The 21,699-nt window shown below is 46.1% G+C and carries 15 protein-coding genes and 1 tRNA gene; 10 read left to right on the top strand and 6 right to left on the bottom strand.

Annotated elements, in window-relative coordinates:
* Positions 1 to 38: 38 nt before the first annotated feature.
* The 3 genes from H6F68_RS18050 to H6F68_RS18040 all read right to left on the bottom strand — a co-directional run bounded on the left by H6F68_RS18050 (position 39) and on the right by H6F68_RS18040 (position 1,528).
* Positions 39 to 536, bottom strand: coding sequence for a chemotaxis protein CheW (locus tag H6F68_RS18050; RefSeq protein ID WP_190561122.1), 498 nt, complete (start codon positions 534 to 536; stop codon positions 39 to 41).
* Positions 537 to 636: 100 nt separating this feature from the next.
* Positions 637 to 999: a response regulator transcription factor gene (locus H6F68_RS18045; protein ID WP_190561120.1), complete on the bottom strand. Its 363-nt coding sequence runs from the start codon at positions 997 to 999 to the stop codon at positions 637 to 639.
* A 127-nt stretch (positions 1,000 to 1,126) separates the two neighbouring features.
* Complete coding sequence (locus H6F68_RS18040) at positions 1,127 to 1,528, bottom strand: response regulator transcription factor (protein WP_190561118.1); 402 nt, start codon at positions 1,526 to 1,528, stop codon at positions 1,127 to 1,129.
* An 863-nt stretch (positions 1,529 to 2,391) separates the two neighbouring features.
* Between H6F68_RS18040 and H6F68_RS28725 the strand changes: the two genes are divergently transcribed.
* The 7 genes from H6F68_RS28725 (at position 2,392) to H6F68_RS18005 (ending at position 16,738) form a co-directional block, all read left to right on the top strand.
* Complete coding sequence (locus H6F68_RS28725; RefSeq protein ID WP_190561116.1) at positions 2,392 to 7,200, top strand: PAS domain S-box protein; 4,809 nt, start codon at positions 2,392 to 2,394, stop codon at positions 7,198 to 7,200.
* Positions 7,201 to 7,407: 207 nt separating this feature from the next.
* A complete protein-coding gene (locus H6F68_RS18030) occupies positions 7,408 to 9,009 on the top strand; it encodes a protein-glutamate O-methyltransferase CheR (protein ID WP_190561114.1) in 1,602 nt (533 codons plus the stop codon).
* 62 nt (positions 9,010 to 9,071) lie between these two features.
* Positions 9,072 to 10,103 (top strand): chemotaxis protein CheW, encoded by a 1,032-nt coding sequence (locus H6F68_RS18025; RefSeq protein WP_190561112.1) that lies wholly within the window; start codon positions 9,072 to 9,074, stop codon positions 10,101 to 10,103.
* A 419-nt stretch (positions 10,104 to 10,522) separates the two neighbouring features.
* A complete protein-coding gene (locus tag H6F68_RS18020) occupies positions 10,523 to 11,935 on the top strand; it encodes a CHASE3 domain-containing protein (protein WP_242065561.1) in 1,413 nt (470 codons plus the stop codon).
* Between the two features lie 141 nt (positions 11,936 to 12,076).
* A complete protein-coding gene (locus tag H6F68_RS18015; RefSeq protein ID WP_199300157.1) occupies positions 12,077 to 14,674 on the top strand; it encodes a hybrid sensor histidine kinase/response regulator in 2,598 nt (865 codons plus the stop codon).
* Positions 14,675 to 15,769, top strand: a complete 1,095-nt coding sequence (cheB, locus tag H6F68_RS18010) for a chemotaxis-specific protein-glutamate methyltransferase CheB (protein ID WP_190561110.1) — start codon at positions 14,675 to 14,677, stop codon at positions 15,767 to 15,769.
* A 180-nt stretch (positions 15,770 to 15,949) separates the two neighbouring features.
* The gene (locus H6F68_RS18005) at positions 15,950 to 16,738 is read left to right on the top strand and encodes a hybrid sensor histidine kinase/response regulator (RefSeq protein ID WP_190561108.1); all 789 of its coding nucleotides are present in this window, start codon (positions 15,950 to 15,952) and stop codon (positions 16,736 to 16,738) included.
* A 116-nt stretch (positions 16,739 to 16,854) separates the two neighbouring features.
* On the opposite strand, the gene H6F68_RS18000 is transcribed toward H6F68_RS18005, so the two are convergent.
* Positions 16,855 to 17,259, bottom strand: coding sequence for a response regulator (locus H6F68_RS18000; protein ID WP_190561106.1), 405 nt, complete (start codon positions 17,257 to 17,259; stop codon positions 16,855 to 16,857).
* 324 nt (positions 17,260 to 17,583) lie between these two features.
* On the opposite strand from H6F68_RS18000, the gene H6F68_RS17995 reads away from it, so the two are divergent.
* The 3 genes from H6F68_RS17995 (at position 17,584) to H6F68_RS17985 (ending at position 19,779) form a co-directional block, all read left to right on the top strand.
* Positions 17,584 to 17,655, top strand: a tRNA-Gln gene (locus tag H6F68_RS17995).
* Between the two features lie 92 nt (positions 17,656 to 17,747).
* Positions 17,748 to 18,554: an HAD family hydrolase gene (locus H6F68_RS17990; RefSeq protein WP_190561104.1), complete on the top strand. Its 807-nt coding sequence runs from the start codon at positions 17,748 to 17,750 to the stop codon at positions 18,552 to 18,554.
* 10 nt (positions 18,555 to 18,564) lie between these two features.
* Positions 18,565 to 19,779 (top strand): DNA double-strand break repair nuclease NurA, encoded by a 1,215-nt coding sequence (locus H6F68_RS17985; RefSeq protein WP_190561102.1) that lies wholly within the window; start codon positions 18,565 to 18,567, stop codon positions 19,777 to 19,779.
* A gap of 89 nt (positions 19,780 to 19,868) precedes the next feature.
* Here the strand turns inward: H6F68_RS17985 and xseB are convergent, their stop codons facing one another.
* Both xseB and xseA read right to left on the bottom strand, forming a co-directional pair.
* Entirely contained in the window at positions 19,869 to 20,162 is a 294-nt protein-coding gene (gene xseB / locus H6F68_RS17980; RefSeq protein WP_190561100.1) for an exodeoxyribonuclease VII small subunit, read from the bottom strand.
* Positions 20,159 to 21,427, bottom strand: coding sequence for an exodeoxyribonuclease VII large subunit (gene xseA / locus H6F68_RS17975; protein WP_190561098.1), 1,269 nt, complete (start codon positions 21,425 to 21,427; stop codon positions 20,159 to 20,161). Before xseA ends, xseB begins: the two co-directional genes overlap by 4 nt.
* Between the last annotated feature and the right edge of the window lie 272 nt (positions 21,428 to 21,699).

Genomic DNA, 21,699 nt, shown 5'->3' with positions numbered 1-21,699 from the left:
ACAGGCAGTCAACAAACAGGCAGTCAATAAGCAAATGCTTACCAGTGCTGGGATTGAGCGATCGCTTCTGCATCTAAAATCATCAAGAAGCGGCCCTCGTAGTCATATAACCCTTTGAGCACTGGAGCTAGCTCTGGGCTCACGTCCATAGCAGAAACAATTTGATCTGGGTGAAGTGAGACAACTCCCTCAACCTGAGATACCGCTACGCCCACATGTAATGGCAGCAACTGCATATTTTGTGGATCAGGAATTTCTAGAACCAGAATTCGGCCCTGAGCTCGCTGCAATTCCACTAATCCGATGTTGCTCAAACGACCAAAATCTGCAACCACTAAAATTTCCCCTCGCAGGTTAGTTAAACCCAAAATAAAAGAGGCAGTATTAGGAACTGAAGCTAGTGATTGATCTTTTAAGAAGAGAACTTCACAGACTTTAGTCAACTCAATCGCGAAATAGCTGTCTTTTTGACGAAACAAAAGAAACTGCTGAACGGTAGCAGGCGCAGCAATAGCAGGTACAGGGAGAACAGTCATTGCAAATAGCTACTCTGAAGGATGTTGAAACAATTAACCTGGATTCAGAAATATAGAAGTTTCTATAGGGTCCAAGTAAAGATTTACCAAAGCTCAGAATTCACAAAAAGCGCTGCACAATGTTAAGCAATTGCCCTGAATCAAAAGGCTTAGTCACATAAGCATCTGCACCAATCTCCATACCCCAGATCTTGTCAATGTCAGTATTTTTTTGAGTACATATAATGATCGGGAGCTTCTTGGTTTTGTCGTCTTCACGCAATTCACGAATTACTTCAAAACCATTAATTCGCGGCATAACCACATCTAAGATTACGAGGTCAGGTAGCTCTTGCTCTTGTAGTTTTTTAATGGCTTCTTCACCATCGTGAGCCTGTACTACGTCAATGCCAGCACTCCGCAAAACACTAGAAATTCTCTCTAGTTCGCTATGTAGGTCATCAACCACTAATACTTTGCTCATTCTTCCACCTGTAATACTTCTGCACTGACTCAATTAGATTCAATCAATTCAAAGTTAATAAAATCTATCATTCACTGATAATTTCTAAACAGAAGTAGCTCTGTTCCTAGGGTGCTGCTACTAGAATTTAGTTTTTGAGTGAATTAATCTCAATCAGCCTTTCAATAGTTTGGAGCAACTGACAAGCATTAAAAGGTTTAGTTAAGTATTCAGTTGCACCCGCCAGCCTACCTTGAACCTTGTCAAAGAGACTATCCTTGGCCGTTATCATAATGATAGGTAGCTGATGGAATTGAGGTAAATTTCGAATCGTGCGGCAGAGTTCTAAACCATCAATTTCTGGCATCAAAACATCTAGTAGCAAAATGGAAATTTGCTCATGATAAATTGCTGCCAACGCATCAACCGCATTGCTCAAAGCCAGAACCCGATATTTAGGCGATAAAGCTGTCTGGATTAAGTCTCGAATTACAGCACTATCATCTACTACTAGAACAGTATGTATCGAATCTGGAGAAGAGGATGGCATAAGTTCTGCGTAACCATCACAATTGATGGGGCGATCGCTATCAGTGAAATAGTAGTTATATATTAGAAAAGCTGGATTTTCAGCTACAACAAAATCAAAAAAAGACAGAATAAAAACTTAATCTTTGCTTAATCTTTGAGTTGTTCAGACTGATGCCTGATTCAAAAGCTGCGAAATAAGTCAAATCTTAGTTTCTATCCTGTCTTGAGCTTCACTTCAACTAAAGTTATAAATTCCCTATTCAAACTTTAATTATCTTTTGCTTAACATATCTTAAAAATACGACAAATTGGCTTGCAACTTAGCTTTAACCTAAGTTGAACTACTGACTAATACCGTAATAGCTGGCTTCTAAGTAGTAAAAACAGCAGTTGACTAAGCAGAAAAATAGAACTTAATTTGCTTAGAGTTGGCGATCGCACAAACTCTAAAAACGAACAGCAATCAGAGCTTCAGCTTCCAGTCATATTGCAGCTTATTCAATCAGAGCTTGATTGGCAGAGCACAAGTGCAAATATAAAGACAAATGTAAAGTGGCTGTGCTTTTGGTTCTTGTCAGTAACTTTTAGGGCATCATAAATCAGAATGAAAGTGCCCTGAGTCTGGTTGCTAGCAAAGGTTAAATGTCTAATCTTAATAACTGTCTCAGTGTTGATACGGAGGCTAAATCATTGGCTCCAGTTAGTTGCGATCGCAGATGTGTGGCGATGCTAAATCCTTATCCCTAAACACAACCTAACGACCCCTGTTAGTCCCCAAATTTGAATATCAATGTTCTGTGACATCTGTGATGACAGTCAAGCTGCACCGCAGATCAGGCGCTCAGCTAGCACAGGACTCAGCCAGTAGGTAGCAACTAGTTTATGCAAGCACCCATCCCTAGCAACGAATTAATTAGACTAGCGGCTTTGAAGCAGTATCAAATCCTGGATACTCCTCCTGAAACTAGTTTTGATGATATCACCCGTTTGGCTGCTCATATTTGTCAAACTCCGATTGCTTTGGTGAGCTTGGTCGATGAAAATCGGCAATGGTTCAAATCTAAAGTTGGGTTGACAGCCTGTGAGACCTCACGAGAAGTTGCCTTCTGTGCCCATGCGATTTTGCAACCGCAGTTGTTCCTGGTTGAAGACGCTTTACTAGACGATCGCTTCGCGACTAATCCTTTAGTTGTTGATGCTCCCCACATTCGTTTTTACGCGGGCGCACCTTTAGTCACCCAGGCAGGATTTCCTTTGGGGACGCTCTGCGTGATTGATTATGTCCCCCGCACCCTAAGTCCGGAGCAACAAGACGCACTGCTAGCCCTGAGCCGTCAAGTGGTGACGCAATTAGAGTTACGGCTCAATCTCCAAGCTCTGACTCAAGCCGTTAGCGATCGCCAGCAAGCGGAGAAAGCCCTTGAGGAAGAGCGCACTCTCCTCGCCACCGTATTGGATTCCACGGATGACCTAGTTCGCAACTTTGTTTCTACCGTGCTAGAAACAGCTAATGCTCTGGTGGTGGTGCTCAATCCTCAAGGTCAAGTTCTTCGGATCAACGAAGTCTGTACAGCGACAACTGACTACACCTTTGAAGAAGTCAAAGGAGAGTATTTCTGGGACTGGTTTATTGCTCCCGATGAAGGAAAGCAGGTCGAGGCTATTCTACAGAAATTGCATTGGGGAGATGCAGCCAGTCAGTATGAAAGCCAATGTCTAACCAAGTCAGGACAGCACCGCACTATTGCTTGGTCACACACGGTTTTATTAAATACAGATGAATCTATCAAGCACATTATCTGTACAGGCATCGATATTACAGAGCGGAGAAATGCTGAAGCGGAGCGCGATCGCTTCTTTACGCTCTCGCTCGACATGCTTTCTATTGCTGATTTTGACCACTATTTTAGATACCTCAGCCCAGCTTGGGAAAAGAACCTAGGTTTTACCAATCAAGAGTTATCGGCTCATCCCTGGAGTGAATGGCTACATCCAGACGATCAAGAAGCTACTGCAGCAGAACTAGAAAGATTGAAATCAGGTCTAGAAACACTTTGCTTCGAAAACCGCTATCGCTGCAAAGATGGTTCTTATAGATGGCTTTCTTGGAAAGCTACGCCTTTAGTAGAACAGCGATTGATTTATGCGGTCGCTCACGACATCACAGAGCGTAAAGCTTCCGAAGCAGAAATACGGCAGACCCAAATGTTTTTAGACTCGATCGTCGAAAACATTCCGCACATGATCTTTGTGAAAGATGCTAAAGAATTCAAGTTTGTTAAATTCAACAAGTTCGGCGAAGAGCTGACGGGTCTTTCTAGAGCTGAAATGATTGGCAAAGATGATTATGACTTCTTTCCAGAATCAGAAGCCGACTTTTTTAGAGCCAAAGATCTAGAAGTAGTACAGGTTAAACAGTTAGTTAATAGTTCAGAAGAAAAGATTCGCACCAAGCACCGAGGCTCTAGAGTTTTACATACCAAAAAAATTCCTTTATTAGATGCCACTGGAAACCCACAGTATCTATTAGGGATCTCGGAAGATATTACAGAGCGCAAGCGAGCCGAAGCAGCCCTACAGGAGAGCGAAAGGCAGTACCGCTCTGTGGTCGAGAGTATCAAAGAAGTCATCTTCCAACTGAGTGTGGATGGTCGCTGGACTTTCCTCAATCCTGCTTGGACAGAAATTACTGGATTCTCTTTGGGAGAATCGATTGGCAGCCCCATTACTGACTACTTGCATCCGGATGAGCGTGAGTCTACCCACGTCCAACTGCAAGCGATCGTGAGAGGAGACATAGAAGCTTTTCGGCAGCAACTCCGCTTTTTCACCGAAGCGGGCGAACTTTGCTGGCTAGAAATCTATATGCAACAGATGTGTGCAGCAAATGGCACCGTGATGGGTGCGTCTGGCACGCTGAATGATGTGACGGAATGGGTGCAAGCCCAAGCGGCCTTAAAAGAGAGTGAGGCCAACTTCCAAAAGATGGCGATCACAATTCCTGGGATGGTTTACCAGTTTCTCCTGCGCTCCGATGGCTCGTTGGCTTTTCCCTTTATCAGCCCTGGGTCACGGGAATTGCTGGAGTTGGAGCCAGAAGTCATTCAACAGGATGCTGATGCCATTTTTAGCCTAGTCCACTTAGAAGATCGCCCAGGTTTAGATCAGTCTATTGCAGTTTCAGCTCAAACCTTAGGGTCGTGGACCTGGGAGGGAAGATTTGTTTTGGCCTCAGGCCAGGTGAAATGGATTCAAGGGGCGTCATGTCCGTCTCGGCAAGCTAACGGAGATCTCCTGTGGAATGGCATCTTGATCGACATCAGCGATCGCAAATGGGCCGAGGAAGAGCTGCAAAAGTCGAACAAGCGCATCATCAATATTTTAGAGAGTGTCACTGATGCGTTTTTTGCGCTCGATCGCGATTGGCGCTTTACTTACGTCAACTCGCAAGCTGAGCAGATCTTATTTAGGGATCGAGCCGAGTTGATTGGTCAGCGGATTTGGGACCAGCTACCGGAGACTGTAGGATCTACATTTCACCGTGAGTATCACAGAGCTGTGAGCGAGCAGGTAACGGTACATTTTGAGGAATTCTACGCACCTCTAGAAACATGGTTTGAGGTGCAGGCGTATCCTTACCAAGATGGCCTCTCGGTTTATTTCCGAGATGTAACGGCTAGAAAGCAAGCGGAAGTCGCTCTGATTGAGCGATCGCGCCTCTCAACCTTAAGCGCTGAAATCGGGATTGCCTTAGCCCATGGCGGAGATTTACCAGAGGTGCTGGATCGCTTTGTTAACGCCGTAGCTCAGCAACTCGAAGCCGCCTTTGTACGCATCTGGACCTTCAACGCCGATACGAATTTATTAGAGCTACAGGCGATCGCAGGACAACACAGCCATACAGAAGACTTCCCCAGTTTGATCTCTTTGGGCATCTCTATTGTTGGCTTCATTGCCCAAAATCGTACGCCTTACTTAAGTCATGATGTGGCTAAGGATTTGTGCATTGGAGCTACTGAATGGGTGCAGCAAGAAGGGATGCAGACCTTTGTAGGCTATCCGCTGATTGTGGAAGATCGGCTCGTCGGAGTGATGGCGCTCTTTAGTCGCAAGGTGATTACAGACACAGTCCAGAACTTTTTAGGCTGGGTAGCCAACAGTATTGCAGTCGCCATTGACCGAGCTTGGGCGCGAGAAGAGTTGCTGAGTCGGCGTGAAGCTTTAATGTTGCGCTTAGCCAATCAAATTCGTAACTCCCTCGATTTAGACACCATTTTAGAAACGGCTGTCACCGAAATCCGCAGCTTGCTAAAGATCGATCGATGTCACTTTGTTTGGTGCTGGCCACATCCAGAGCAACCCACTCTAGCCGTCACTCATGAAGCTCGGCATGCCACTCTACCCAGCTTATTAGGAGATTTTCCGCCCCAGTACACTGATTTAGTCGTTAGGCAAGTTCTGAGCGCCGATGTCATTCAAATCGATGATGCTAGCAATGAGCAGAACATCGATGTAGATGTGCATGCTTTGTTGTCCCATTTAGGGATGACTTCGCAATTACTGCTTCCCTTAGAAACTCGTTCGGGACAATTTGGAGCCATTGTTTGTAGCCATGCAAGTGGCCCTCGGCATTGGACTGAGGTAGAAGTAGAGTTGTTGCGGGCCGTGACCGACCAACTGGCGATCGCGATTGATCAAGCGGAGCTGTATGCTCAAACTCGGGCTGCTGCTTTTGCAGCCCAGATGCAAGCAAAACAGTTGACAGAGGCGCTACAACATCTCAAACACACTCAAACTCAACTGATTCAGACCGAAAAGATGTCTAGTTTGGGTCAACTAGTGGCTGGGGTAGCTCATGAAATCAACAACCCGGTGAACTTCATCAGCGGCAATCTCATCTACGCCGACAACTACATCCAAGACCTACTCGAACTACTGCATCTGTACCAAAAATGCTATCCCGAGCCTGTGGAGAGTATTCAGCAGCAGATAGAAGAATTGGATGTTGAGTTTATGACAGAAGATTTATTGAAGCTGCTTTCCTCCATGAAAATGGGGGCAGACCGCATCCGCCAAATCGTGCTGTCGTTGCGCAACTTCTCCCGCTTAGATGAAGCCGAGATGAAACCAGTCAATATTCACGAAGGCATTGATAATACCTTATTAATTTTGCAAAACCGCCTCAAGCCTGCGGGAAGTCATCGAGGCATCGAAGTGGTGAAAGAATACGGAGAACTGCCTTTGGTGGAATGTTACGCAGGCCAGTTAAATCAAGTGTTTATGAATATTCTTGGCAATGCAGTGGATGCGTTAGAAGAACAGCCGCAATTGGGTCAGATTACAATTCGAACCGAACTGCTCACTCCTGAATTAGCCGCAGTTTCAGAACTGTCAGGCTTAGCAACCACTAGTTCTAGTCCGCAAGTTTTGATTCGCATTAAGGATAATGGTCCTGGTGTGAGTGAATCTGTAAGAGGACGTTTATTCGATCCATTCTTCACGACAAAGCCAGTAGGAAAGGGTACAGGTTTAGGGCTTTCCATTAGCTATCAGATCGTTGTAGAAAAGCACGGTGGCACTCTTCAGTGTGTTTCAGAGCCAGAGCAAGGGTCAGAGTTTTGGATTCAAATTCCTATCACTCCTCCTGCCGCTCTAAGACCCGTAGAAACCACCACAGTTGATGTCGCCTAAACAAAACTAGACGGCAGTAGTTTCTACATCCACAGGCCACATCCACAGATCACATCCACAGGATGACGGCATAAGCTAGTTTAGACTCTACCGCAGCGCTCTCTCGTTTATTAGGTAACTAATAGAAGTTAAGCTCAATACTTTTGGATTTTTCTACTGCTACTTCCCTAAAAGTAGATAGTGATAACAATCAAGACCTTATAACTTATGCCTCCAATTCAGGATAAATTTCAGCAAGCTCTTACTGAATTGATTGCAGCACGGACAGGATTACAAATTCGTCTGCAAGATCAGCCTAATATTTACAAGAAGATTCTCAGCAGAATGCAGAGCCTCAAAATATCTGAATTGGCTCAATATTATAAGCTTCTAGAAATGCCTACGCCTCAAAGCGATCGCGAATGGCAAGAATTAATTATTCTATTAACCACAGGAGAAAGTTATCTATTTCGTGACCAAGGACAAATTAGTTTACTAAAAAATAAAATACTACCAGAACTAATTGACTACCGAAAAGATTTAAAAGTTAAGCAAGGAAAATCTAAAGCTTCACTCAAAATTTGGAGTGCTGGGTGTTCTACAGGGGAGGAAGCTTATTCACTGGCAATCTTGGTGCATGAGTTGTTGCCAAGACAAGATGACTGGAACATCACTATCTTAGGAACTGATATTAATCCTGAAGCGATCAAGAAAGCTAAAAAAGGTAGCTATAGCTCTTGGTCTTTCCGAACGTTTGGCGCTGAATTACAGCAACAATATTTTTCTCCTCATCGATCTGGGTGGGAAATCAACCCAAAAATTCGAGAAAGGGTAAAGTTTTATCCAGGGAATTTGATTCAAGATAAACTTCCTAACCCTCTATCTGATATTTGTGACTTAGATTTAATCCTTTGTCGTAATGTATTTATCTATTTTGATGCTGCGGCGATCGCGATAGTTTTGCAAAAATTTTACGATTGCTTGAGGCCTGGTGGCTATTTAATTACGGGCCACGCGGAGCTGTACAATCAAGAACTGACTCAGTTTCAAACCCAAATCTGGCCAGAATCGGTGGTGTATCAGCGCCGTATTTCATCCACTGAACCCAATGCTAATCTAGCCAGAAGTCAGACTCATCAGCTAGGTTCCCAAGAACTCAAAATTCAGCGATCGCCCACCCAAGAAATTAAGCCCGTCGGGAAAGAGGCGTTCCCAGCAAATTCTCTCCCCAGTTCTGAGGTAGGTTATAAATCCACCTATAAAACAGTTAGTGAGTTAGATACAAACTCACAGGCTAACTCCAAGGCCTCAACCAAAATCCACTTGGCTCTATATCAAGCATCTCTCACCCAAGCCGAAAATTTGTTGAGAGATGGTCTGTGTGTATTAGCTCTGCAAGCAGCAAGCCAAGCTATTAAGTATGACTCAATTAGTTTCGATGCTTATTACTTAATGGCTCAGGCCCATGCTAACTTAGGGCAATATCAGGAGGCAAAAAACTACTGTCAAAGAGCAATTTCCTTAGATATATATTCTATTAAGCCTTACTACTTATTAGCTAAAGTGTCTGAAGAAGAAGGAGACATTGAGTCAGCCAAATCTATCTTAAAAAAGATTATTTATTTAGATCCTAAGGCGATCGCTGCTTATCTGGATTTAGGCGCAATTTATGCAAGAGAAAATGACATCATTAGGTCTGCAAAAATGCGTAGTACAGCATTAGATCTTCTGAAGCAAATTTCTCCTGATACAACTGTAGAATACCAAAATCATTCAGCAGCAGGTGATTTACTACTCTACGTCAAGAAGTTATTGAATAAAAATACTTAATTAAAATTACTCAACTATCATTTCTTAAAAACTTAAAAAAACTACTCATCTGTTATAAACCAATGTTACCGACTCCCTATTTAGTCTTCAGTTTACATGGTTCTCTCTATGGCCTCGAAGCTAACCTAATTCAGGAAATCTTTTATCTACCAGAACTCACAACGGCTGTAGAGATGCCGCCAGATTTTATTGGCTTGATTAATCTTCGGGGCAAAGTGCTGCCTGTTATGGATCTGGATCGTCGATTTGGACGGCAACCTCAGGATTATCAGCTTAGCGATAGTATTATCGTGCTGGAGTGGCAGGAGCTAATGATTGGCATTTTGGTCAATCAAGTTGATGAAGTTAAAAATCTTGATTTGGCCAGTATTGAAGTAGCAGTTCCCTATGGTAGAGAGGCAGAAACTACATCGAGGTTCACCGCTGGGATTGCCAAAGTTGATGGTGAAATTATTACTATTCTTAATCAAAAAAATTTAGTGCGGTATCCCTCAGTAAATGAGGTTTTGACTTCCTTAGAAGGGGTAGTAGAGCCAGCAAGCTACTCGACATCAGAGTTCTGCCCCCATCTCACCGCAGCCGAAAAAGCCATCTTACGGGAACGAGCTGCTAACTTATTACAGTTACCTCAGAATCAAGATTTTACGGGATTGATCCCACTTGCTGTGGTGGGGCTGAATGGAGAATATTTTGGCCTAGATCTCAAGTTTGTCCGTGAATTTACAGATATCCGCAAAATTACTCCAGTTCCCTGTTGCCCAGATCATATTATTGGCAATATGAACTTGCGTGGTGAAATTGTCACACTCATTGATGCTCGCAGCCTCTTGAATTTAGCGGGCAACCCCAGTCATTCTGGCATGAAAGCCATGATTGTGGATATTGACGGATTAATCGCTGGAATCACTGTAGATGAAGTATTTGATGTGAGTTATCTTCAGCCCAGTGAGCTAAAAGCTGTGCCCACGACTCTGTATTCAGAAGGTAGTAATTTTCTTAAAGGTACAGCTTTCTATCGAGAAAAAATGATGGGAATTTTAGATATATCAAAAGTTTTAGATCAAGGTAATTTGTTCGTGGAAGAAGAACTATAGATTTCTTGATTAAATTTCAAGTTTCACTTGATTCTAGTTTTAACTCTTATTAAGAGCTGTATTTTCAAGTTTTTATCGCAGCCTATTTCTTTAAAATAAATCTAAAAGAAACTATTTCTAATTTTTAGTATCGTGAAATTTTATCAATAACCTATAGTTTTCAGGCAGGAATGGGATTTCTTAAAGAAGTCAAGCTTGACTGAATATTGCTTTGCGGTCAGTGAGCCATAAATTCAATGTCTTTTGTTTAAATTAAAAAGCAAAAACAGTGTAAATACTGAGATTCACTGAAGTTTGCGAAATCTTTAAAAGTGCTCCGATGTGCAAAATATTAAGTAGTTGTTTTAGGCAAAGCGATCGCCAGAAAAATACAATAATTTGTACTGCAATCATAAAAATGCTGAGCCAAAGGAAATAAAATGCTGCACAACAACATGAAGTTGAGTCGAGTTGTACCCATTGGATTTGGGACTATTTTTGCCCTGATGATTGGTGTTGGTTTGGCCTCAAAGCTAAGTATGCAGGTCTTGGCTAACTCAATGGCATCGGTTAACCGCACCTATCAAATTAAAGGAAGTCTTAAAGAGCTAGAAAGGTCTTTGATTAATGCTGAGACAGGCCAACGTGGATTTATTTTTACAGGCAAAGAAGAGTTTCTAGAACCCTACAACGCAGCGACGGCCAGTCTTCCGACTGATATTAGTCAGTTGAGAAGTGAACTTAGGGATGAAGAGCAAAAGCGATCGCTGGTTGAAGTCGAGAGATTAACCCAGCAGAAATTAGATGAGCTAGCCCAAACCATTACACTCAAGCGCCAAGGTAAAGAGCAGGAACTCAGGGCTTTAGTTTTGTCTGGCCTAGGCAAAACCATAATGGACAACATTCGCCGCGAGCTTAACAAGATGCAATCCGTCGAGGATGACCTATTGGTGCAACGGCAGGCATCAGCCACACAAGCTGAGCAACTTGCCTCTTTGATCTCTCTAGGGGGAACTTTAGTGGCAATTATTTTAGGCTCCTCAGTAGCGATTTTTATTGCACGGCGGGTAGTCCAGCCGATTAATCAAGTTGCAACCGCGATCGCTAGCTCTGCCTCAGAAATTGCCGCAGCCGTGGAGCAGCAGGAGCACACGGCTACCCAGCAAGCTGCAGCCGTCAGCGAAACTACAACCACAATGGATGAGTTGAGTGCTTCTTCTCGGCAGTCAGCTCAGCAAGCTGAAGCGGCAGCGAATAGCGCCCAACAAGCGCTTATTTTGGTTGATGGCAATGGTTTTGGTGGGCGGCAGGGAGGAGAGCATAGCACTAGCCTGCGCGACAAAGTAGGACAGATTGCTGAGCAAATTCTGCGCTTAAGTGAACAAACAAATCAGATTGGCAGCATCTCTAGCTTGGTTAGCGATCTAGCCAACCAAACTAATATGTTGGCCTTGAATGCGGCTGTAGAAGCAGCTAGGGCGGGAGAACATGGCAGAGGTTTCGCTGTAGTCGCTGCCGAAATTCGCAAGCTGGCTGATCAAAGCCGTAAGTCAGCAGAACGAATTAGTTCGCTTGTTTCTGATGTTCAAAATGCAACGAACTCTACCGTAATGGTGGCCGATGAAGGCACAAAAACTGTGGAGGGAATTGTGACGGCGATGAACAATATCACTGTCAATAACCAACAGATTTCATTGACTGCAAAACAACAGGCGATCGCGATTGAGCAAGTTGTGGACGCAATGATTTCCCTCAATCAGAGAGCCCTGGAAACAGCAAGTGGTATTAGTCAAACCAAAGCCAGTACGCAAAAACTGAACGAAGCTGCCTACGACCTAAAGGTAGTGGTGTAGTGGATTCATTTAAATGGAATTTGTTCCATGTTTGAAGGTATGCCCCTGCGAATTAAGCTCATTGGTGCATTTCTTGGTAATGAAGCAGCATCGCATTGGAAGAATTTAACCTAGATATTTCAAGTAGGTTGACCCCTGATTATGATGATCGACGACGATGAACTCCGGAGTATCTTTAAAACTGCCAGCGAAGAACATTTACAGCACCTGGAAGCAGGCTTACTGTATTTGGAGGAACATCCGAGCGATCGCACTAGATTAGAAGATTTACTGCGAGAAGCGCACAGCCTGAAGGGTGATGCCAACATGCTAGGAGTCAGAGATGTCGGCACCTTAGCGCACCAGATTGAGGATGTTCTCGGAACGGTTAAGCGTGGCAACATCAGGCTAGCAGCAGTAAGCGATCGCCTCTACTACGGCTTAGATGCAATCCGTAAATTAGTGCATGAATCAGTCACAGGAGAACCTGCTGACATTAATGCTTTCCACGTCCTCGCTCATTTAATGGGAGCACCGGAATCAGATTCCTCGTCCTCAGCCGTCTCTGCTGATCAATCTGCCAGCACCACGCTTGCCTTACCTACCGCCACAGATCTCCAGGAAATTCCCACTGATACATCTTTAGTAGCGAGCGACAGCGCTAGGGATATCGCTGAAGTAGTAAACGGCCACCTGATACAGCCTGTTGACGCAGAAACTCCACTAGATACTAAAGATGCTGATCCTGATTCAGCCGCAACGATTCCCTTGATTGCGGCTGAGGGGTTGCCTCACGAGAGCGGCCATGTGGTTATCGGCGAATTTGTGACTGCTGATCTGGAAGAAAACAGCGGGGACAACGGTTATCATCTCCCCTCAACTCAAGAGCCTCCGACTCTCAACTCCACAGCAATTCCTGCGGCCCTCCCTCAAACTCCAGCGACAAATTTGCCATCAGCGGCTCCAGCGATCGCGGATGCCAACAATTCAGGTGGCTACAAGATTGAAACAATTCGAGTTGAGACGCAAAAACTCGATGCTTTGATGATCCAGACAGGTGAGCTAACCGTGACTAAAATCCGGGTGGCTCATCGCTTAAGTGAGATTGAAGCGATCGCGAGTTTGTGGGAAGAATGGAGTCGCGATACCTTTGTCAATCGGTTTGTCTTCAGTTCTAGCGATCGCCCCGCCACCCAGAGAGACCTCAAACAACTGCAAACGTTTTACCAACGGACAGAAGAACGCCTAGATCGGCTTGGATTGCTCATTAATCGCTTAAAGAGTGACGCTTACGAGGATAATGCCCGCCTAGATATTGTGGCCAGCGAACTGGAAGAAGGCGTTCGGACTCTGCGCCTCTTGCCACTATCCACAATTTTTCAATTGCTGCCTCGCATCGTGCGAGACTTAGCCAAGCAACAAGGCAAAGAAGTCAATTTGATCATTGAGGGTGGAGAAACCCGGGCTGATAAGCGGATACTGGAGGAGATGAAAGACCCCTTGATGCACATGGTTCGCAACGCCATTGATCATGGGATAGAATCTCCCGCAGAACGAGAAAAATTGGGCAAGTCTCGGCAGGCTACGATTCGCCTCAAGGGCTACCAAACCGCCACGAATATCGTCATTGAAATCAGTGATGATGGTCGGGGTTTAGATGTTGAGAGTATTAGGCAGACAGCCCTCAAACGAGAGGTGATTCGAGAAGCAGATTTGGCCGTTATGACTCCCAGCCAAATTCAAGCACTCATCTTTTCGCCCGGATTTTCCACCCGAAACTTTGTTACCGAAATTTCTGGCCGAGGGGTTGGGCTAGATGTGGTCCGCACCAATGTCGAGCGCCTCAAGGGGACCATTCAAGTAGAATCGCAGTTGGGTCAAGGTTGCACCTTCCGCATCCAAATGGGCACAACCTTAGCGACAGCTCATGTGCTAATTGTAGAAGTGCAGGGGCGACCTTATGCGATCCCCGTAGAAGCCGTGCATACGACTTTATTAGTGCAACCTCATGAGATTTTTGCCATCGAGGGGCGGGAAACCATTATCCTGGCAGACCAACCTGTGTCGATTGTGAAATTGGCGGATTTGCTAGAACTAAAATCAAGTCCACCGTCGCGTCCTGCCCAGCCTGGTTTCAGCTCCAAGTTATTACCCTGTATCATCTTGAAGGTGGGCAGCGATCGCGTCGGGCTACTGGTAGAGGCTCTACTCGACGAACAAGATGTGGTCCTCAAACCTCAAAGCAAATTACTCAAGCGAGTCCGGAATGTGGCTGGAGCAACAATTTTAGGGACTGGCGAAGTTTGCATGGTGCTCAATCCCCAAGACCTACTCAAGTCAGTGCGACAGCGAGCTACCACTTTGGCTCCCAAGGCTTTTGCAGAAGTGCAAGCACCCAAACAAGTAGTCTTGCTCGTAGAAGATTCGATCACCATTCGGACTCAAGAGAAGCGCATTTTGGAGAGTGCTGGTTACGAAGTAGTGACAGCAGTAGATGGCTTAGATGGCTTCAACAAGCTGAGAAATCGTGAATTTGATGCCGTAATTTCCGATGTCCAAATGCCCAACTTGGATGGTTTGGGGTTAACTGCTAAGATTCGTCAGCATAAAGAATATAGCGAGCTGCCAATTATTTTGGTCACGTCTTTAGCAACCGATGAAGATAAGCGCCGAGGAGCAGAAGCGGGAGCCAACGCCTACATCACAAAAGGTACTTTTGACCAGAAGGTGTTACTAGACACCCTAAGGAGACTTGTTTAGATGTCGTCTTTGCCAATTCGGGTTTTTCTAGTAGAAGATTCTCCAGTATCTCTGGTTATCCTGCAACGGATGCTTTCTTCTTCAACAGATATTCAAGTTGTTGGAACCGCCCGGAATGGCATTGAAGCTTTGCAACTGATTCCCCAAGTGGAACCGACCGTCATTTGCACAGATTTCTATATGCCAGGGATGGATGGGCTAGAGTTTACCAAGCAAATCATGGCAGAGTATCCTCGCCCCATCTTGGTAATTAGTGCCTCTGTTCAGCCTGACAACACGCATAATATCTTTCAGTTGCTAGAAGCGGGAGCGGTGGATGTCTTCCCAAAGCCCGGTGCAGGGTTGGCCACTGACTACGAGCTGGTCAAGCAGGAATTAATCACTAAGATTAGAGTCCTGTCTGGTGTGACTGTCTTTACAAAGCAGCGTCGCTTCCCAATGACTCAGTCTTCATCTTCAGGAAGTACGCCTAGTACTAACTATCCAACCTCTACAGAGGCGCGTATCGGGTTGAATACAGGGCCAAAGCGGGTACTGGCCCTTGGAGCATCCACAGGTGGCCCCCAGGCACTGCAAGCAGTTTTGAGACCACTACCTGCCAGCTTGCCCTTCCCAGTCTTGTGTGTGCAGCATATCAGCGAAGGATTTTTGCAGGGATTAGTAAATTGGCTCAAGGCTGAATGTCGATTGCATGTCAAAATTGCTCAAGCGGGTGAAGTACCACTCGCAGGAACGGTATATTTTGCCCCGGAGCGATCGCATTTAGAACTCGATCGCCAAGGTAAGTTCCTTTGCTCAGTTTCGCCCTTGGTAGATGGGCATCGCCCCTCAGTCACTGTGACCTTTAACTCTGTGGCTAAGTTTTATGGTAAGGCGGCGATCGGTACTCTGTTAACTGGAATGGGCCGAGACGGCGCTGAGGGCATGCGAGCGATCGCTGAAGCAGGCGGCCTCACCATTGCTCAAGATGAGAAAAGTAGCATCGTGTTTGGTATGCCTAAGGAAGCAATCGCGCTGGGGGCGGCACAGCACGTATTACCCATCAATGACATCGCCAATTTTATTACTAGCAAAGTCTTGCCCAAAAAGTTTTAGTTGCCAAAAGAAAAAGTTTGTAGGAGCGGTTGAAATCAATACAGACCGTGATCTTACTCACTGCATAACCTGTCGAAATAGGTAATAAACAGAGAAAATATTTAAGTATGCTATTTAACTAAGCGCGTTAACTAAGCAGGATTAGCTCAGCAACTTTCAGAGGAATCTGTACTCGTTTCCATGACAGACCTATCGAAGCTTAAAATTCTGTTAGTAGAAGATAGTCCTGTCAGCCAGAGAGTCGTGGTTAGACAGCTCAAGAACCTAGGCTGCGAACCCGATGTAGCAACTAACGGTCAAGAAGCTTTAGCGCTCATGGCTCAGGCGAATTACACCATCGTCCTGTTAGATTGTCAGATGCCTGTCTTGGATGGCTACGCTACTGTGGCCGCAATCCGTCGCCTAGAAGGACAAAATCGACAAGCCGTGGTGATTGCGATGACTGCCAATGATGTCCAGGGAGAGCAAGAAAAATGCCTCCATGCGGGCATGAACGACCTTCTCAACAAACCTTTTAACGAAGCTCAACTCGTTGACAAGTTAAAGCGTTGGAGTCACGCTTGGGTGTGTGACGCGATCGCGCCTCCAGAGACGGAGCCAGTTACAGAAACTACAGGGGTTGTGACGCCTGAATTAGCTACAAGAGTTGGCTTAGACCTCGATCGATTTCAACGCATCACTCGTGGCAACGGTGTATTCCAGCAACAAGTGCTACAGCTATTCCTGCAAGATACTCGGAAAAACATTTCTCTGGCCAAGGCAGCCGTACTGGCTCAAGACTTTAAGACCCTAGAGCACAAAGCTCATCAAATTAAAGGAGCCAGCGCTAATGTTGGGGTCAAAGTCATTCAAAACCTAGCTGAGCGCATAGAAGAACAGATTCAACAAAGAAGTTGGGACGAGATCACGACAGGCATTGCTGAAATTGAGCAAGCCTTGAATGAGATTGACAGTCTCATTGCCGCTTAACTTGGCTTGGTTTAGCCCGATAAGATATTTGCCCGAAAATAAGTTCTTGCCCAAATATAGGCTTTGGCCCTAGATATTCAAGCCAAAGTCTTCCAGAAATAGCCTTGCAGCCAAATTTAGCTGGAGCTGCCCGGAGCCTGAGCGCCAACAAACTTTTGGATTAACTGGCGCAATTGAGTGGCATCAAACGGCTTGGTCAAATATTCTGACGCGCCTGCGAGCCGCCCTTGAACTTTATCAAAGGCGCGATCGCGGGCCGTCAGCATAATGATGGGCAACGCCTCAAACTGAGGTAATTTACGCACCGTGCGGCAAAACTCTAGGCCATCAATGCCTGGCATGGAAACATCTAGAAGTAAAAGCGCTACCTTTTCACGGCCTAGAACTGACAAGGCATCTACAGCGCTATCGGAAACCAAAACCCGATAATCTACCGCCAAAACTCGCTTAATCAGTTCTTGCATGACAACGCTGTCATCTACGGCAAGAATCGTTGCTTGATAACCTAGGTCTGAGGACATATTCCTATCTCTAGTCTGCTGACGCAGTCTAAATAAACGCAATGGAGCGAGATAACCCAAGGAGGGCATGCGAACTGAAACTAGAAGCGATGGTTCGGTTGCATATCCTTATTGTCGCCTCCAACCAATCGATTTAACCTGAGAGTGCCCAGTTTTCCCCGCGGACCAACAAGAAACGCGATTCCGAAGGCGATGAAAACTTCGTAGCAGTGATGCTTCATCTGAGTTAGCCAAGCGGAAGTTTGAAAAAAAGTTAAGTTACTGGCTAGAAAGTGCTTGACAGACTATGGGATTTTGCTGCTATTATTGTCAATGTGAATCCAATGGGGCGTCGCCAAGTGGTAAGGCAGCGGGTTTTGGTCTCGCCATTCCTAGGTTCGAATCCTAGCGCCCCAGTTGTTAAATCTAAACAATTATACTTTATTCTAAGCAGTTTATTGCCATAGGTGAGATAGTTCTTACCTGAAGCGCAGTTTAGAATCCAAGTTATGTCCCTAAGTGCACCAAGAGTCCTTGCCCTTGACTTTGATGGAGTTCTTTGTGACGGGTTGCTGGAATATTTTCAGACCGCATGGCGAACTTACTGTCACCTCTGGAATAGCCCTCAGGCTGTAGCCAATCCAGAAGCTAGTCAAGAAGTGGCTGAGCTGTTTTACCAACTCCGTCCAGTCGTGGAAACAGGTTGGGAAATGCCGGTTCTAATCCAAGCGATATTGCTAAAGATTCCGACTGCTAAAATTTTTCAAGATTGGCCTGCGATCGCCCAAGAAATCTTAACTGAAAGTAACCTACAGGCCGTAGAAGTCGCTGCTGCTCTCGATCAAGGGCGCGATCAATGGATTGCTACCGATTTGAGTAGCTGGTTAGCTCTACATCGCTTTTATCCTGGAGTGATTGCTCGACTTCAGCAATTCTTGGCTGCGTCAGGGCAACCTGTGATCGTGACTACGAAGGAAGGGCGGTTTGTTGAGCAACTGTTGCAGCAGCAAGGCATTGAGTTAGCTCCCAACCAAATTTTTGGCAAAGAAGTGCAGCGCCCCAAACACCAAATTTTACGAGAGTTGCTGGCGACCTCTGAATATCACCTCACAAATGCTGCTGAGTTGTGGTTTATTGAAGACCGCTTAAAAACCTTACAATCGGTACAAAAGCAGCCTGATTTAACAGAAGTCCAGCTTTACTTAGCAGATTGGGGTTATAACACCGCCACAGACCGCAGCCTGGCTGCTCAAACCTCTCGGATTCAACTGCTCTCTCTCGCTCAATTTAGCCAAGAGTTTGCTGCTTGGCCCTAGGAATTGCCCCATGCTTGATCTGACTAAACTAGCGCAGCAGATGCAGGGAATTAGCCAGCACTTATCGGACGAAGCAACTGCTTTGCGGCAGCGCTTGGAACTAGCCCAAAAATTACTAACCCAAGCTCAATCTCGGCAAGCAGAACTCGTCTTGCAACGACAAACCTGGAGCGATCGCCTGGGCTTTGCAGCAGCGGAACCCGTAGAACCACTCACTACAAGAGTCAATTTAGGAGTTGCTCCTGCGATTCATACCGCGATCGCCACCGATGGATCGCAAATTGCTCCTAGCCACCACGAGATTGCTTACTGCTACTTAATTAATGTCGGGCGAGTCGTGCTGCATTACGGGCAAAGTTTGCATCCTTTATTGGATAGCTTGCCAGAAGTGTTCTACCGTCCTGAAGACCTCTACGTTTCCCGTCAATGGGGAATTCGCACTGAGGAATGGATGGGGCATCGCCGTACTGTCTCAGAAGCGACGGTATTGGCAGACTTGGCGTGCCAGGTAAAGGATGAAGTAGAAAGAAAGCAAGATGAGAAACAGGAGGCAGGACAAGTTCCCCTGCTGGCGATGGTAGATGGTTCGCTAATTTATTGGTTTTTGGAAGCGCTGCCGAATGAAGCTCGCGATCGCTTGTTGCCAGAGATTTTACAGGCTTGGGAGCAACTGCGATTAGCCAAAATTCCCCTCATTGGTTATCTCAGTGCTTCTCGGAGTGGTGAAGCTCTCAACTTCTTGCGCTTACAAACCTGTCCTCACCCTGCCCCCGACTGCGCCACGTACTGCCCTGGCCAAAGCGATCGCGCTCCTTGCCATGTGTTTGACCCGCTACGAGATATTGCACTGTGGTCCGCATTTCTCGAACCAGGACAACGTAGCCCGCTTTGGCGCAGTTCGGCTCGGATTTTAGATCTGTACGGTCCACATAACATCTACTTTTGCTACGTTCACGTGGGCACTGAAATTGCCAGAGTAGAGTTTCCTGCTTGGGTGGCGGAAGATACTGCTTTGTTAGAGATGGCCCTCAGCTTAACCCTGGCTCAAGTGCAGAAGGGCTACGGGTATCCAGTTGTGTTGGCGGAGGCCCATAACCAAGCGGTGGTTCGGGGCGGCGATCGCTCTCGCTTTTTTGCCCTTCTAGAGCAGCAAATGATTCGAGCGGGGCTACGAAATATTGGTACGTCTTACAAGGAAGCGCGCAAACGGGGCAGTATCGCCTAAAGAGCCACGCTATTTATAGCGACGAGAAAAAACAGCGATCCCTGCAACAGAGGTTAGCTTCCGGGGAGTTAGCTACTAATGGGCGAGTTTTAGTAAGATTCAGACTCATCGACTAATTTTTCAATCAGCAAATCCATCTGCTGCTGACGCTGACGCAAAAAAGTTTCGCATTGCCGCAGTTGGTCAATTGCGATCGCAAATTGATCAAAAACCTCAACGAGATCTAGGTCTCCTGCCTCAATCTGACCAATAATCGTTTCAATTTGGTCCACCGTTGCTTCATAACTCCAGTCCACCTGGGATGAAGTGGAGGGGGAATTAGTACTAGGTGCGGGGTCAGTTGGCTTAGAAGTGCTTTGATTCAAGCTTGTTAGGTCGTTCATAGTACAGTTGAAGGCTCACTGGCATTAGGCTTTGCCGGCAAAATTTCGGTCACTTGAACTTTGAGCTGACCTTGCCCTAGGTTAATCGACAGCTCTTGGCCCAAGTTTAACCCTGTGGTAGAGCGGGTAATGGTGCCATCTCCCTGTCTGACTATGGCATACCCTCGATGCAGAACTGACTGGGGATCAAGATTGGCCAACTTTTGCTGTAGGGTTTGACAGTGATGCGTGGCTTGTTGAGATTGCCGTAGGGCACCTTTAATTAATTCTTGACGCAGCCACGCCAGGTTGCCTACCTCCCGTTGCAATTGGCGCTCTAGTGGCAACCTGCGTAGGCGATCACGCAACTGGCGTAGTTCTTCCTCGACTCGGCCAAACTGATGGCTCGCTGCCTCTTGTAAAGCCATCGCTCGCTTCTGATGTTGCGTGTAAAGGTCAGCTAATTGTGGCACAGCTTGCTCTGCAGCTGCCGTAGGGGTGTGAGCATACACATCTGCGGCTAAATCTGCCAACGACTCATCCCGCTGATGCCCGATGCCAGCAATCACGGGAATGGCACAGTTGGCGATCGCCCGCACCACCCGTTCGTCATTAAAGCAGGCCATATCTTCAGTCGCACCCCCGCCACGGGATAAGATCAGTACCTCAGCTCGTCCATCCCGCTCAACCCGTTCGATCGCATTCACAATTGAGACGGGGGCTTGATCCCCTTGCACTAAGGTGGGTGAGAACAGCACCTTTAAACCGGGATAACGCCGCTTCAGAGTTCGTTGAATATCTCCCCAAGCCGCAGCTCGTGGAGATGTGATGACGGCAACGGTTTGCGGATGGGAGGGGAGCGATCGCTTACGTTGGGGATCAAACAATCCTTCCGCTTCTAGCCGATGCCGCAACTGACGGTATCGTAAAGCTCTTAAGCCCTCACCAGCCGGGAGCACTTGCCAAACAATTAATTGATAATGTCCCCGTTGAGGATGTAGATGAATCCGCCCTAGAATAATGATCTGTTCGCCTGGGGTGGGTAGGGTTACTACTTTGCCGAGCTGACTGCTCCAAACCACACAGCTAATGGCAGCCTTCGCATCCGGATCTTGTAACGTAAAAAACAACCCACTCCGATAACGGTTAGCACTCGAAACCTCGCCAGTGACCCAAATCTGCTGCAACTGACTGTCTTGCTCTAGCAGGGCTTGAATGTAGGCCGTCAGACCTGCCACTGAAAGTGCTGTATCGGGAACTAGGAGATCGGGAAGGTAGAAGGTCATCGTAACATCATCTAGGGACTATGCCCTCGTCATAGGGGTCTACCGAAGTGCCTGAAAACCTTAATTCTTTTTTTAGTACGAACGTACTGAAAACAAGGTAAAATTTTAGAGGGAGCAATTAGACTGCTTTGCCTGTTTCCAGAGTAACGAGACTTCAGCTAATTGGATAGATAAATTTAACTCTATTACGGTAATTTCGCTGCTGTTGTCACCCTCATATCGGCTCTAAATTTCTAGAATAGAGTCTCACCCCTCTGTCTTGTCCAGCCTGT

The sequence above is a fragment of the Trichocoleus sp. FACHB-262 genome, assembly GCF_014696035.1.
Classification (GTDB): Bacteria; Cyanobacteriota; Cyanobacteriia; order FACHB-46; family FACHB-46; genus Trichocoleus.
Note: the sequence above shows the minus strand (reverse complement) of the source record. Positions and strands in the feature narration are given on the sequence as shown.